Genomic DNA, 14,091 nt, shown 5'->3' with positions numbered 1-14,091 from the left:
CAGGGCAGTGAGGACCAACAAAGAAATGGGTGATTGGGACATCGGAGAAGACTGGATGAGCCGGATGCAGGGAATCGGCGAAAAGACGCTTGGCCCCGTAGCGATACATGGCGGGTTACAAATGAAGCGCCGAGAGCAAAACCGCGCTGCCTTCAAAAACTCAAAAGAATGGGGGCTGATTACACAAGCGCACGCATCTGCGGTCAACGCTCTGGTCAACTTCCTCTCACGAATAGCCGGAAAGCCAATTCCCGCCGATCGTGAGGACGTACAGGGTCAGGCAGCGCTGATCGCCCATTTTGTCCAAGGGATCGACCTCTGTGAAACGGCAATCGTTGAAGGGTTCTATCCTCAGGCCGCAACGCTGCTGCGCCAGCAGCACGAAATCATCGCGGCTGTCGAAGAATTCACCGTAGGTCGGCGCAAGGACGGAAAGACGCCGCATGCGACCATCGGTGTTCTTCGTGACATGGGGCGGACCTACGGCGACCTCAGCGGTGGTGCCCATGTCTCGCACGCGAATCTGCTCAAAAACTTCGTTATTATGGCGATCGGTGAGCACGACGGTCCTTCGCTGCTACCGATCTACCACCATGAAATCACCCTCAACTTTTATGCGCTTCACGTCAGTTACATCCTCATGATGGCCCAACTGGCCGGCGAGGTGGAGAACAGCGTGACCGGGGACACCCTCAATCCCGACGAAGTGAAGCTGCTTTTCGTCGGACGCCAGATTCTTATGGATCTCGGCTTGATCAGGTTCGAGGAACCTCCCAATCCTCAGGAGGCACCCGCGAAGGGCTGTGCGACGGATTAGGCCGACGCCGTTCTCGCCGTGCGGTTTGTACGGAGGCTGGCGGTGGCCGTTTTGACGTGTGGGGCGGTTAGTTCTTCCGCAGAAGCAGGTTTTAACGGGGGAAAGCCTTCCCCCTGGCCGGCACTGCGTTGCCGGCGCACCCCTTCTGCGGGGAGACCCCGCAACGCCCCCTTCAGAGTGAGAGTGCGGACCGGGTTTGCCGTGACGGGTTGAGGGCTGGAGAAGAGGTCTCCGGCGCCCGTCGCGGAGAACCGCGATGTCCAGACAGGATCGCAGCGCGCGCGCCGGCTCGGATCGGGCGAGCCTTTACGACGATATCACAAACAAGATCATCGACGAACTGGAGGCCGGCCGCTTCCCCTGGGTTCAGCCCTGGGGCTCGGCCGCGGTCAAGGCGCCGCTTGCCATGCCGCAGAACGCCGCCACAGGCCGGCGCTATTCGGGGATCAATGTCCTCATTCTCTGGGGCGCCGTCATCGAGCATGGTTTCCCCGGCCAGAGCTGGCTCACCTTCCGCCAGGCGCTTTCCCTCGGCGGCAATGTCAGGAAGGGCGAGCGCGGCACAACCGTCGTCTATGTCGACCGTTTCACCCCCGAGGACGAAAAGCGCCGCGCCCGTGAGGCTGGCGGGGACGCTCAGGCGATTCCGTTCCTGAAGCGCTTCACGGTCTTCAACGCTGCTCAATGCGATGGCCTGCCCGAGGAAGTCGCCGCCGTCGCACCGCCGCCCGAACTGGGCCTGATTGAGCCGCGCGTCGAGGCCCTGATCCGGGCGACCGGCATCGATTTCCGCATCGGCGGAAACCGCGCGTTCTATGTCCCGACGCATGACTATGTCGTCGTTCCGCCGCCGCAGGCGTATTTCGAGCCGATCAACTGGCACCGTACGGCCCTGCACGAGCTCGGACACGCGACGGGCCATCCCTCGCGCCTCGGCCGTGATTTTTCCGGCTCCTTCGGCACCAAGAAATACGCCTTCGAGGAGCTGATCGCCGAGATCAACGCGGCCTTCTGCTGTGCCTCGTTCGGTATCGCTCCAACCGTCCGCCATGCCGACTATATCGGCTCCTGGCTGGACGTCCTGCGCGAGGACAATCGCGCCATCGTCCGAGCCGCCTCCCAGGCCAGCAAGGCGGCCGACTGGCTTCTCAGCTTCCTGCCGGATTCCGGCGGCATCGACCAGAACGACGATGAGAGGGAGGCGGCGTGATGAACGCGCTCGCCTTTCCGGGCTTCGTTCCCGCCCCCGCGTAGTTGGCTGACATCCGCCTGCGCGTCCTCAGTCTCGCCGCCGGTATCAAGTCCACCACGCTGGCCCTGATGGCGGCGCAAGGCGAAGTCGGCCCAATATCGTGCCCTTTCCCGTCTACATCGTCTCAGCCGGGATCTCCTCCAATCTGCAGAGGCGCAAAGCCGCTTCTGCGGCTTTCCGGGCTTTCGGGTTTCTGGGCGCCCTGAACATCGCCGTTCCGTTCTCGCCCCTGGCTAGACGATAGGCCTGACCAGCAGAGTGAGAGGGAGGTGGGGATTTTCGTGACGGGTTCGGGTCGAGAGAGAGGCTCTCGGCGCCCGTCGCGGAGACTACCACGATGGCTACTGCCGCCCAGAAAATCATCCTGTCGCCTTCCCGCGACATCCCCTTCAACAAGCTCGTGCTCAGCCAATCCAACGTCCGACGTGTCAAGGCCGGCGTCTCGGTCGAGGAACTGGCCGAGGACATCGCCCGCCGAGGCACGCTCCTCCAGAGCCTCAATGTCCGCCCGGTCCTCGACGCCAGGGGCGATGAGACCGACATGTATGAAGTTCCCGCCGGCGGTCGCCGCTATCAGGCGCTCGCCATCCTCGTGAAGCAGAAGCGTCTCGCCAGGACCGCGCCTGTGCCCTGCGTCGTGCGTGATCCCTCGACGTCGATTCTCGCCGAGGACGACAGCCTCGCCGAAAACACCCAGCGCGTGCCGCTGCATCCTCTCGATCAGTTCCGGGCCTTCTACGACATGCGCCGCAAGGGCATGAGCGAGGAGGAGATCGCTGCCGCCTTCTTCACGACCGCGCAGGTTGTGAAGCAGCGCCTGCGTCTGGCCTCTGTCTCGCCCACGCTCCTCGGCATCTATGCCGAGGACGGCATGAAGCTCGAAGAGCTGATGGCCTTCACCGTCAATCCCGACCATGCCCGCCAGGAGCAGGTCTGGGAGACGGTCCAGACCTCCCACAATCGCCAACCCTGGTATATTCGCCAGTTGCTCACTGAAACCACGGTGCCGGCCACCGACAAGCGCGCCCTGTTCATCGGCATCGAAACCTATGAGCAGGCGGGCGGCAGCGTGCTGCGCGATCTCTTCCAGACCGATAGAGGCGGCTGGCTTCAGGACCCCGCGCTTCTCGACCGCCTGGTCGCGGAGAAGCTCAAGACCCTCGCCGAGGAAATCGCCGCCGAGGGCTGGAAGTGGATCACCGTCGATACCGATCTGCCCTATGGCTACGATCAGGGGCTGCGGGCGCTCGACTTCACCCTCGTCGATCTGAACGATGACGAGCGCGCGGCCCGAGAAGCCCTGCGTGAGGAATACGAACGGATCGAGGCTGAATACTCGGAAGCCGATGAGCTGCCGGACGAGATCGACCAGCGTCTCGGCGAGATCGAGACGGCGCTCGAAGCCTTCGAGAAGCGCCCGGTCATCTACGATCCGGCCGACATCGCGCGTGGCGGCGTCTTCATCAGCGTCGACCGCAATGGCGAGCCCGTCGTCGATCGCGGCTATGTGCGCCCGGAGGACGAGACGCCGGTCGGCGTCGAGGACCCCGACGGCGAGGCCGAAGCCACCGGTACCGAAGTCGCGGCATCCGGCACCGTTCAGCGCGCCGTCATCACCATCGGCGGCCAGTCGGCCGAACCGGAGGATGACGACGAGGAAGACGTCATCAAGCCGCTGCCCGAACGGCTCGTTACCGAGCTGACTGCGCACCGCACCCTGGCGCTCCGCGATGCCGTGGGCGCCAATCCCCAGGTCGCGTTTACCGCCTTGCTGCACAAGCTCGTGCGCGACACCTTCCAGCGGACGGCCACCTCCGGCGCCAGCCTGCAGGCGTCCGTCAATCACGTCTTCTTCCGCGAACAGGGCAAGGATCTCGCCGAGACGGCCTATGCCAAGTCCGTCATCCAGCGGCATGAGGACTGGAAGGCTGACCTACCAGCCGATGAGGATGCGCTGTGGGACTGGCTCGCCGTGCTCGACGACGCCAGCCGCATGGCGCTGCTCGCGCATTGCGTCAGCTATGGGATCAACGCCCTCTATGAACGGCCGAATCCCTACAGCGGCAGCGGCGTGTCGCAGTCGGGCCTCGACCGGCGTATGGCAGAGGCCGATCGACTGGCCCGCGCCACCGGCCTCGACATGGTGGACGTCGGCTTCCGACCCACGGTCGAGAACTATCTCGGCCGCGTCACCAAGCCCCGCATTCTTGCGGCCGTCCGCGAAGGCGCGGGCGAACGCGCGGCCCAGCTCATCGACCACTTGAAGAAGGGCGACATGGCCAAGGAGGCCGAACGCCTGCTGGCCGACAGTGGCTGGCTACCGGAGCCGCTGCGCCTGATCGACCATGACGAGCCGACCACATCCGATACCTCGGAAGGCGAGGCCGAGACTGCGCTCCCAGCCTTCCTTGCCTGTGAGGACGAGGACGAGGAAACCGCCGAAGACCCGGAAGCCGAGGCGCCAGCGATGATCGCCGCGGAATGACGCCAAACCCCGGCGGGCGGTCGAAGCCGCCCCGCCGTCTTCATTTTCAGCTTCAAGGCCCGGCGATCCGTCGTCGGGCCTTTTTTCATTTTCAGGGAACTCCCACCTCCGACATTTATCTACCAGCCGGCCGTCAAATGGCGGTAGCCGGTTCCCCTCTCAGTGGGATTTCCGCTCATAGACGTGATTGAGGTTATCGGCTTGGTGCTGGAGGCTCCTCGCCACCGTTGCAGCCGCGGCCCGGTTCGGAAACGCCCCTGTTGTCATCCCGTTCAGGCTTACGCACCACCCATCGGGCTTCTCAATGACCGTATAACGCCGTCGCTCTCCACCGACATTGGCGGACTTACCCGTCACATAGCCACTCATCATGAGCGTCGATCGCTTCGTTGATTCGGTGTGTCGGACTTCGTCCAAACCCCGAAGGCCGCCCCGATAACCGCCATCGCCATACGCCAGGATGATCGGCTGCTCTCGTTCGTCTTCATCGTTGCCCGCAAAAGTGCATTTCTGCTCATGGTTTCACCTCAACAAGAGGCCGCATCAAAGCTTCGAGCGCGTATGAATTCCATCCTGACGCAACCGGCCGCTCATAGTATTCTCATCAATTCGACCGGTGGACCTCGGCGCCATGCAACGCCATAGCGGGCCAAGCTCGTGCCCGGACAGCTCAGACCCTCAAACATCTTCGCTTCACCATTAGGCGGGAAGTGCGGGGCAATGGCATCCCTCTAGATTGATGATCCGGCTGCTGTCTGATGCCGGACACCATCCCGCTTCCATTCGCAAACCTTGGTCCGATCCGTCTCCTTGTCAATCAACCCGCAAGGGGTCGGCTTACGCGCGCGTGCCGCCTTCGGGGATTCGGAAAAGGTCCGAACGCCCGAGGGTGATTGCAGAGCCGGTCAGACACTTCGGGCGCCTGTCGCGCGGGGGATGGTCCCCCGCCTCCCAAGACAGGAGCCGGAACCATGTCCTATGCAAATGCCACCGCCTTCGCCGCAAGCCTAGCCACCACGCTGATGGTTTCGATCATCGTCTTCCAGGCCGGGGACGGCACTCACGGCGCCATGCCCGCCGACGAATTCGATGGCGACGAAGAAATGGTCAGGCTGGAACTTGATCCATTCGGCTGAGGCGCGACAGCGCCTCACCCCGACGGCTCGGAGCGCAAGATCGCGTCCGGGCCTTCAGCGCTGCGCTACCGCTCATCGCCGGCAGCGGCGCCGGCTCATGCCCCGACAAGGGAGAGTGAGAGTGCGGACGGGTTTTCCGTGACGGGTTGGTTGCCGGAGAGAGAGCTCCCGGCGCCCGTCCTGGAGCATCCTGCGATGGCCCTTGCACCTCAAACCACCTTCGCCCCGGTCGGCGACATCCTCGCGCATCAGATCCTGCCCCGGCTGCGCCTTGCCGCGAAGCTGCCGCTGCGCATCACCTGCATCGGCACGGCCCGCTATGTCGGTACCGACGAGGCCGACAGCTTCGACCGCAGCGTCTTTCTCGGCGACCGCCCGTCGCTGGAGAACGCCACCAGCTTCGCGGCCGTTTCGGTCAGGCGCGGCGGCATTGGCGTGAGACAAGATAAGACGCTGCGCTTTCATCCACGCTTCGCCGTCATCCAGGATAACGATCAGAATCTGGTTCTGGCCGGCGAAATCCGCGCCGGGATCATTCTCTGGCAACAGCCCGTCGCCAGCGACGGCGAGGCCCGCCGGATCGTGACCGAAGCCAGCCGCCTGCGCGGACTGGCTTTCGCCGCCTCCGGCCGGGGCGAGCAGCGTGCTGCCCGCAATCATCGCCACCAAGCAGGCCTGCTCGAAGCACGCCTGGTCGACCCCTTCTGGCGCGAGGCCGCCGCCGATCTGCTCCGGCTGCCACAGGCCGCCTGATCCCATCCCCCGATTTCCACCCATCCGACCCGGCGCTTCGCTTCGCCGGGTTCTCACCTATGGAGTTTTCCCATGCCGAAATTCGTCGTCAGCAAAGGCCACGACGCCTTCGTCTATTACGAAACCGTCCTAGAGGCCGACACGCCCGAAGAGGCGCGAAGTCTCGTCCGGAGCGTTCATTACGAAGGCGCATGGCTCCCCACCGGCTATGTGCAGGAGTTCGACGATTACGAGATCGACGAGCATAGCGGCGTTCGCCTCCTCGAAGACGGTGAAGCCGTAGAGGCCTTCCTGAACATCGGCGTCACCGCCCAGGAGCGCGACGCCTTGCTGGCGGGGCTGCGCCTCCTCCAGCTCGCCCTTGGGCGCGGCGATCTCGAACCTGCGCTCGAAAACATCGTCACCAATGACGGCGCGCATACCGGCCTCGATCCGACTCGTATCGACGCTCTGTGCGAACGCATCAACGTCTAGGTGGTGGCGATGTATGCGACCTACCTGCGCCTCGACATCCTGGTCTGGGACAGCCAGCGCGCCGTAATCCGCGCCGCGCGCTGCAAGCTGGCTTTATCGGCCCGGCGCGATCCCGCACTGCGGGGCGCGCGAAAGCGGTTCTATCGCGACATGCTGCGCCACCATGCCGATGCCCAGCGGCTTGTGGCGCAGTTCCGCCTCTGACGCTTCCGCACCGCGTCCATCCCTTGAACCTCGCCCGGCCATCGCGCCGGGCTTTCTCGTTTCAGGAGCCTGACATGGCCAACTACTTTACCCATTTCTCGTGCCTGCTTGACGTCGGCACGCCCGATAATGCCGCCCGAGCGCTTGACCTCTACAACAAGCTTTCGGAGGAAGGCGCTTCCGACGAACCGCCGTCCGAGGGGTTTCTCCTATCGATCCAGCCGGAGCACGGGGGTGCCCGGCTTTGGATGCGCGATGACCAGACAGGCGATCCCGAGCGTCTGCTCCGGTTCGTGAAGATCTGCGCGACCGAGTTCCGCCTCAGTGGTCTCTGGGGCTTCCAATACGCCAACACCTGCTCGCGGCCACGCCTCGACGGTTTCGGCGGCGGCGCTCATGTCCTCGACCTCGCCACCGGCGAGACGGTGGCATGGACCTACACCGATGGCTGGCTCGCCCAGGTTCTCGATGGAGGCGGCTCAGATGAGTAAGGTCATCGAAACCACGGTCTATCAGCTCGACGAGCTTGCTGACGCCGCCAAGGAGAAGGCCCGCGATTGGTATCGCGAAGGCGGCTTCGACTACGACTGGTATGATGCCGTTTACGAGGATTTCCAACAGATCGCGGAAATCCTCGGCCTTCGGCTGAAAACCCGCAGCATGCGGCTCAACGGCGTCGGCTCCCGGCAGAAGCCCTGCATCTGGTTTCGGGGGTTCTGGAGCCAGGGCGACGGCGCCTGCTTCGAGACCTTCTATTCCTACCGGAAAAACGCCCCGCGCCGGATCAGGGAACACGCGCCGCAAGACGCCGAACTGCACCGCATCGCCGATGCACTTCAGGCGGTCCAGCGGCGTAATTTCTACCAGCTTCGCGCCGAGGCGAGCCATCGCGGTCACTACTACCACGAATACTGCATGACGATCTCGGTCGAGCGCGACAGTCCAACCTATCAGGATATGACGGCCGATGCGGAAGACGCCGTGGCCGAGGCGCTGCGCGACCTGGCCCGTTGGCTCTATCGGCAGCTCGAACGTGAACACGAATATCTCACCACGGACGAGGCCGTCGATGAGGTCATCGCCGCCAACGAATACACGTTCACGGCAACGGGCCGTCGCTTCGGCTGAACCAGGCAAGCGTCCTGCCATTCGGCAGGGCGCTTTTTGCATGCCAGCCACGGCCCACCTTTCGAGAGTCAGAGGAGGCCGGGACGGGTTTGAGCCTGTGCGGTCGAGAGAGAGCGCTGCGCGGGTCAATCCTGTCCTGCTCTCCCGAGGTCTCCTCCATGAACATGATTTCCGCATCTGCGGCGGCATCGGTCGCCGGGCCGCTTCCGCTTGTCCCCGACAGCCATGCCGCCACGTCCGTCTTTTCGGCGGCAGGTCTTCTTCTGCCTCACCTCGAGCGCGGCCAGCGCATCGACGCCGCCACGCTTCGCAGCGCGATGGAAACCGCCTTCGGCGCGTCCGATACCGCTGGCGCCTGGGACTGGAAAACCGCCTATGACGCCTGCGAGGCCGCGATCGTCCTGTTCCTGCGCAAGTACGGAAAGGCGCTTTTGCGTAAAGCCGGTTCGCCAGCCGATAGCCTGCCGCTGCTGACGCGGATCGCCGGGCTGCTGCCGACCCATACACGCCGCTCGGAGGAGGCGCAGACCTTCCAGCAATTCTCCACCCCGATCCCGCTGGGGCTGGCAGCGGCGACCGCGGCCGCCATCACGCCCGCCGACCGGGTTCTGGAACCCTCGGCCGGGACCGGACTGCTCGCCATCCTGGCCGAGATCGCTGGCGGCGCGCTCGTCCTCAACGAGCTGGCCGAGATGCGCGCCGGTCTTCTTACTTCCCTCTTTCCCGCCTTGTCCGTCGCGCGTTTCGACGCGGCGCAGATCGACGATCACCTCGATCCCGCCCTGGTCCCGTCCGTGGTGCTGATGAACCCGCCGTTCTCGGCGCTGGCGAATGTCCAGGGCCGCGTCGCCGATGCCGCCTTCCGCCACGTCGCTTCGGCGCTTGCGCGCCTTGCGCCCGGCGGGCGGCTGGTGACGATCACCGGCGCGAGCTTCGCCCCCGATAATCCTGCCTGGACCCCGGCCTTCGTCCGGCTGCAGGAGCGCGGTCGCGTGGTCTTCTCCGCCGCAGTCGATGGTTCTGTCTATGCCAAGCATGGCACGACGATCGATACCCGGATCACCGTCATCGACAAGCTGCCCGCCGACGATCCGGCAGTCTTCCCGACCTCTCCCGGCGCCGCACCGGATGCCGCCACACTGATGGTCTGGATCGGCGCGAGCCTGCCCGCGCGTCAGCCTGTCGATCCTTCAGTCGTTGTTCCGGTTGCCGCAGCGCCTACGCCTCGCACCGTGCGCGGCTATATCGCCGCCACGGCGAAAGCCGCCCGCCCGGCGCCGCAGACCGAACCGGAAGCCGCACCGCTCGACTATGAGATCGTCGATTGGCAGCCGGCCGAGGGCGGCCACATCACCGACGCCATCTATGAGGAATACGCGCTTCAGGTCATCCGTATTCCCGGCGCCCAGCCTCATCCAACCCAGCTCGTCCAGTCGGCGGCGATGGCGAGCGTCGCCCCGCCGAAGCCCAACTACCGGCCGCATCTGCCGAGGATCATTCTCGGTCTTCTGTCCGACGCGCAGCTTGAGACCGTCATCTATGCCGGCCAGGCCCATGCCGACCATCTCGCCGGGGCCTGGACCGTCGACGAGACCTGCGATGTGGTCAGCGCGGCGGCCGAGGACGCCAAGAACGCCGTCCGCTTCCGGCAAGGCTTCTTCGTCGGTGACGGCACCGGCGTCGGCAAGGGTCGGGAATCCGCCGCCATCATCCTCGACAACTGGATGCAGGGCCGCCGGAAGGCCGTCTGGATCTCCAAATCCGACAAATTGCTGGAAGACGCACAACGCGACTGGTCTGCGCTCGGCATGGAGCGCCTCCTGGTTACGCCGCTGTCGCGCTTCCCGCAGGGCAAGCCCGTGACGCTGCCCGAAGGCATCCTGTTCACGACCTATGCCACGCTACGCTCCGACGACCGCGGCGATAGGGTTTCCCGCGTCAAGCAGATCGTCGAATGGTTGGGCGAGGATTTCGATGGAGTGATCATCTTCGACGAGGCGCATTCGATGCAGAACGCCGCAGGCGGCAAGGGAGAACGGGGCGATGTCGCCGCCAGCCAGCAGGGCCGAGCCGGGCTTCGCCTCCAGCACGCCCTGCCGGATGCCCGCATCGTCTATGTCTCCGCGACCGGCGCCACTACGGTCCACAACCTCGCCTATGCCCAGCGCCTTGGCCTTTGGGGCGGCGAGGATTTCCCGTTCGCCACGCGGGCCGAATTCGTCGAGGCCATCGAGGGCGGCGGCGTCGCGGCGATGGAGGTTCTGGCCCGCGACATGCGCGCCCTCGGCCTCTACACCGCCCGGTCGCTGTCCTTCGCCGGCGTCGAATACGAGCTGGTCGAGCATGAGCTGACCCCGGAACAGACCCGCATCTACGATGCCTATGCCGGGGCCTTCGCCATCATTCACAACAATCTGGATGCGGCGATGGAAGCGGCCAATATCACCGGCAGCACCGGCACCCTGAATCGGCAGGCGAAATCCGCCGCGCGCTCGGCCTTCGAGTCGGCCAAGCAGCGGTTTTTCGGCCACCTCCTGACCAGCATGAAAACCCCGACGCTGCTCCGCTCCATCGCAGCCGATCTGGAGGCGGGCCATTCGGCCGTCATCCAGATCGTCTCGACCGGCGAGGCGCTTATGGAACGCCGGCTGGCCGAGCTGCCGACCGAGGAATGGAACGACGTCCGCGTGGACATCACCCCGAGGGAATATGTCCTGGACTACCTTGCCCATTCTTTCCCGGTGCAGCTCTACGAGCCGTTCACCGACTCGGAGGGCAATATGTCGTCGCGGCCCGTCATGCGCGACGGCCAGCCCGTCGAAAGCCGTGAAGCGGTCGCCCGCCGCGACGAACTGATCGCAAAGCTCGCCAGCCTGCCGCCGGTCCCCGGTGCGCTGGACCAGCTCATCCAGCATTTCGGCACCGATACCGTGGCTGAAGTGACGGGCCGGTCGCGGCGCATCATCCGCAAGGCTGGCAAGGGCGTCACTGTTGATCGCCTTGTCGTCGAAAACCGCGCAGCTTCGGCCAACCTGGCCGAAACCCAAGCGTTCATGGACGACGGCAAGCAGGTTCTGGTGTTCTCCGACGCCGGCGGCACAGGCCGCAGCTATCATGCCGAACTGTCGGCCCGGAACACGCGGTTGCGCGTCCATTACCTGCTCGAAGCCGGATGGAAGGCCGATACTGCGATCCAGGGGCTTGGCCGAACGCACCGGACCAACCAGAAGCAAGCGCCCCTGTTCCGGCCGATCACCACGAACGTCAAAGCCGAAAAGCGCTTCCTCTCGACCATCGCCCGCCGTCTCGACACCCTGGGCGCGATCACGCGCGGCCAGCGACAGACCGGCGGTCAGGGACTGTTCAGACCGGAAGACAACCTGGAGTCCCATTACGCACGCGACGCGCTGCGCCAGCTCTATCTCCTGCTGGTGCGCGGTAAGGTCGAGGGATGCTCGCTCGACCGCTTTGAGAGCGCCACCGGCTTGAAGCTGATGGACTCCAACGGCATCAAGGATGACCTCCCAGCCATCACGACCTTCCTGAACCGGCTGCTGGCCTTGACGATTGAGCTTCAGGGCGTGCTGTTCACCGCCTTCGAGCAACTTCTGACGGCGCGCATCGAGGGCGCCATCGCGTCGGGCACCTATGACGCCGGGCTGGAGACGCTGCGAGCGGAGAGCTTTGTCGTCACCGACCGCCAGACGATCTATACGCACCCGCGCACCGGCGCCCAGACCCGCCTGCTGACCATCACCGAGCGCAAGCGCAACCATCCGGTCACGCTGGCGGAGGCCATAGGCAACCTGGACGATCCGCGCGCGGTCCTGTTGGTCAACGAGCGGTCGGGCCGCGCCGCCGTGCAGGTTCCGACCACCAGCGTCATGCTGGACGATGGCGAGATCGAGCGCCGTGTCCGGCTGATCCGGCCGATGGAAGCGCACAACATCCCGGTCAAGACCATGCCCGAGACCCATTGGGTCGAAGCCGACCGGGACGCCTTCGCCTCTGCCTGGAATGCCGAGATTGCCGAGGTGCCGGAGTTTTCCGACAGCACCCTGCATATGGTGACAGGTCTCCTGTTGCCTATCTGGAAGCGGTTGCCGAACGAATCCACCCGCGTCTATCGGCTCCAGACCGATGCTGGCGAGCGGATCATCGGCCGCCGCGTTTCGCCTGCCTGGGTCGCCCACGCGACCGCGACCGGCGTCGCGTCGATCACGCCGGAGGATGCCTTCACCGCCCTTATGGACGGAAAGACGATCCTCGATCTCGCCGAGGGCCTTCAGCTTCGCCGGGTCCGCGTCATGGGCGCGCTGCGCATCGAACTCACCGGCTTCACCGACACGATGCGCCAGCGCCTCACGGCCTATGGCCTCTATCACGAGATCATCTCGTGGAAGCTGCGCTTCTTCGTGCCGGTGGATGCTCAGGGGCCGGTAATCATCGGCAAGCTCTTCGACCGCTGGCCGGTCGAACGCATCGGCGAACGGGAGGCCGCATAAATGGCTTCGCGTCACGCCTCAGAACTGGCGCATCGCCTCGGCCGCGAGGCCGAGGCGGTCTGCCGCGAATACCTGTCCTCCGGTCGGAGGGCAGGCAATTACTGGCAGGTCGGGGACGCGCAGAACAGCCCCGGCCGCTCCCTCTATGTCCGGCTCAGGGACACCCCCAAAGGTCCGGCCGGGAAATGGACCGACGCCGCCACCGGCGACCATGGCGATCTGCTCGACATCATCCGCGAGGCGCTTGGCCTCGTCGATTTCAAGGATGTGGCCGAGGAAGCGCGCCGTTTCCTCAGTCTCCCGCATCCCTCGCCGGAACAGACAGGGACACCGACCGGCAGGACATCGAGCATTGCCGTCGGTTCGCCCGAAGCGTCGCGGCGGCTGTTCGCCATGTCGCAGCCGATCCCCGGCACGCTCGCGGCGACCTACCTCAGCGGGCGGGCAATCACGTCGCTCATCGGCGGCACCGCACTGCGCTACCATCCCCGGTGCTATTACCGGCCCGACGAGCCTTCGCCCACGGAGATCTGGCCGGCGATGATCGCGTCCGTCACCGACCTTGACGGGCGACAGACCGGCGCGCACCGCACCTGGCTCGCCCCGGACGGCTCGGGCAAGGCGCCTGTCGAAACGCCGAGGCGGGCGATGGGCGACCTTCTCGGACACGGCGTCCGCTTTGGCGTTGCCGGCGATGTGCTGGTCGCCGGAGAGGGCATCGAGACCGTGCTGTCGCCCCGTCAGGTTCTGCCGCACATGCCGATGCTGGCGGCGCTCTCGGCCGCACACCTCGCCGCCATCCTGTTCCCGGCGACGCTACGCAGGCTCTATGTCCTTCGCGATCGTGATCCGGCTGGGGACGGCGCGAGAGACAGCCTGATCGCCCGAGCTGCGAGCGTCGGGATCGAAGCGGTTGCGATGTCGCCAGCGCGCGAGGACTTCAACGAGGATCTGCGCTGGCGCGGCGTCGATGCCCTCCGGGCGGCCCTGAAGGATCAGCTTCATCCCGTGGACGTCAGCCGGTTCATGGAGGGGTGAGAGGATCGGCGGGGGATGGGGCAAAGCACTGAAAGGCTCCGCCTGCCGTCTCCAGTCATCATCGGGAACACCCTTCCCGCGTCGGAGAGGGCGCCCACGGCCTTCTGAGGGGGCGATCGGCTCACAAACGGGCCAGCCGGGCAATGGCGCTGCGCTTTCGGCTATTTTCCGCCGGCGGGGCAAGCCCCGCCTTTGCATCGCGAAGCAAAATAGCCGGCTTGGCCATCAAGGCCCTCGCGGGAGCACGAGGGCTGCCAGGCCGTCCCGCCCGTGAGCTTCGACGCCTGCGAAGGCCGCGA

General features: G+C 65.2%; 11 protein-coding genes. All 11 read left to right on the top strand.

Annotated features, from left to right (window positions below; translation table 11 throughout):
- The first annotated feature begins 25 nt into the window (after positions 1 to 25).
- The 11 genes from PKE85_RS08400 (at position 26) to PKE85_RS08350 (ending at position 13,792) form a co-directional block, all read left to right on the top strand.
- Positions 26 to 817 carry a hypothetical protein gene (locus PKE85_RS08400; RefSeq protein WP_197413587.1) on the top strand — a complete coding sequence of 264 codons (792 nt, stop codon included), beginning with the start codon at positions 26 to 28 and terminating at the stop codon, positions 815 to 817.
- Positions 818 to 1,073: 256 nt separating this feature from the next.
- On the top strand, positions 1,074 to 2,027 hold the full coding sequence (locus tag PKE85_RS08395; RefSeq protein WP_003167760.1) for an ArdC family protein: 954 nt from the start codon (positions 1,074 to 1,076) through the stop codon (positions 2,025 to 2,027).
- Between the two features lie 379 nt (positions 2,028 to 2,406).
- Positions 2,407 to 4,554 (top strand): ParB/RepB/Spo0J family partition protein, encoded by a 2,148-nt coding sequence (locus PKE85_RS08390; RefSeq protein ID WP_003167758.1) that lies wholly within the window; start codon positions 2,407 to 2,409, stop codon positions 4,552 to 4,554.
- 971 nt (positions 4,555 to 5,525) lie between these two features.
- Positions 5,526 to 5,690, top strand: a complete 165-nt coding sequence (locus PKE85_RS08385) for a hypothetical protein (RefSeq protein ID WP_003167757.1) — start codon at positions 5,526 to 5,528, stop codon at positions 5,688 to 5,690.
- A 195-nt stretch (positions 5,691 to 5,885) separates the two neighbouring features.
- Entirely contained in the window at positions 5,886 to 6,443 is a 558-nt protein-coding gene (locus PKE85_RS08380; RefSeq protein WP_062064756.1) for a hypothetical protein, read from the top strand.
- A gap of 72 nt (positions 6,444 to 6,515) precedes the next feature.
- Positions 6,516 to 6,917 (top strand): hypothetical protein, encoded by a 402-nt coding sequence (locus PKE85_RS08375; protein WP_003167755.1) that lies wholly within the window; start codon positions 6,516 to 6,518, stop codon positions 6,915 to 6,917.
- A gap of 9 nt (positions 6,918 to 6,926) precedes the next feature.
- Complete coding sequence (locus PKE85_RS08370) at positions 6,927 to 7,121, top strand: hypothetical protein (RefSeq protein WP_035284207.1); 195 nt, start codon at positions 6,927 to 6,929, stop codon at positions 7,119 to 7,121.
- 74 nt (positions 7,122 to 7,195) lie between these two features.
- The gene (locus PKE85_RS08365) at positions 7,196 to 7,612 is read left to right on the top strand and encodes a hypothetical protein (RefSeq protein ID WP_003167753.1); all 417 of its coding nucleotides are present in this window, start codon (positions 7,196 to 7,198) and stop codon (positions 7,610 to 7,612) included.
- The gene (locus PKE85_RS08360; protein ID WP_035284194.1) at positions 7,605 to 8,249 is read left to right on the top strand and encodes a hypothetical protein; all 645 of its coding nucleotides are present in this window, start codon (positions 7,605 to 7,607) and stop codon (positions 8,247 to 8,249) included. Before PKE85_RS08365 ends, PKE85_RS08360 begins: the two co-directional genes overlap by 8 nt.
- Before the next feature lie 158 nt (positions 8,250 to 8,407).
- On the top strand, positions 8,408 to 12,754 hold the full coding sequence (locus PKE85_RS08355; RefSeq protein ID WP_003167751.1) for a bifunctional class I SAM-dependent methyltransferase/DEAD/DEAH box helicase: 4,347 nt from the start codon (positions 8,408 to 8,410) through the stop codon (positions 12,752 to 12,754).
- Positions 12,755 to 13,792, top strand: a complete 1,038-nt coding sequence (locus tag PKE85_RS08350) for a DUF7146 domain-containing protein (protein ID WP_003167750.1) — start codon at positions 12,755 to 12,757, stop codon at positions 13,790 to 13,792. It abuts the gene before it with no gap.
- The last annotated feature ends 299 nt before the right edge of the window (positions 13,793 to 14,091 follow it).

Origin of the sequence: Methylopila jiangsuensis (genome assembly GCF_027922305.1) — a bacterium.
In the GTDB taxonomy this organism is placed as follows: Bacteria; Pseudomonadota; Alphaproteobacteria; order Rhizobiales; family Methylopilaceae; genus Methylopila; species Methylopila jiangsuensis.
The sequence above is the reverse complement of the archived record's forward strand: the minus strand, read 5'-3'. Positions and strand labels throughout refer to the sequence as shown.

Bases quoted from the DNA above. Each gene is read 5' to 3' on its own strand.
- PKE85_RS08355 (WP_003167751.1), top strand. From the start codon at position 8,408: ATGAACATGATTTCCGCATCTGCGGCGGCATCGGTCGCCGGGCCGCTT.
- PKE85_RS08395 (WP_003167760.1), top strand. From the start codon at position 1,074: ATGTCCAGACAGGATCGCAGCGCGCGCGCCGGCTCGGATCGGGCGAGC.
- PKE85_RS08380 (WP_062064756.1), top strand. From the start codon at position 5,886: ATGGCCCTTGCACCTCAAACCACCTTCGCCCCGGTCGGCGACATCCTC.
- PKE85_RS08360 (WP_035284194.1), top strand. From the start codon at position 7,605: ATGAGTAAGGTCATCGAAACCACGGTCTATCAGCTCGACGAGCTTGCT.
- PKE85_RS08370 (WP_035284207.1), top strand. From the start codon at position 6,927: ATGTATGCGACCTACCTGCGCCTCGACATCCTGGTCTGGGACAGCCAG.
- PKE85_RS08390 (WP_003167758.1), top strand. From the start codon at position 2,407: ATGGCTACTGCCGCCCAGAAAATCATCCTGTCGCCTTCCCGCGACATC.
- PKE85_RS08375 (WP_003167755.1), top strand. From the start codon at position 6,516: ATGCCGAAATTCGTCGTCAGCAAAGGCCACGACGCCTTCGTCTATTAC.
- PKE85_RS08400 (WP_197413587.1), top strand. From the start codon at position 26: ATGGGTGATTGGGACATCGGAGAAGACTGGATGAGCCGGATGCAGGGA.
- PKE85_RS08385 (WP_003167757.1), top strand. From the start codon at position 5,526: ATGTCCTATGCAAATGCCACCGCCTTCGCCGCAAGCCTAGCCACCACG.
- PKE85_RS08350 (WP_003167750.1), top strand. From the start codon at position 12,755: ATGGCTTCGCGTCACGCCTCAGAACTGGCGCATCGCCTCGGCCGCGAG.
- PKE85_RS08365 (WP_003167753.1), top strand. From the start codon at position 7,196: ATGGCCAACTACTTTACCCATTTCTCGTGCCTGCTTGACGTCGGCACG.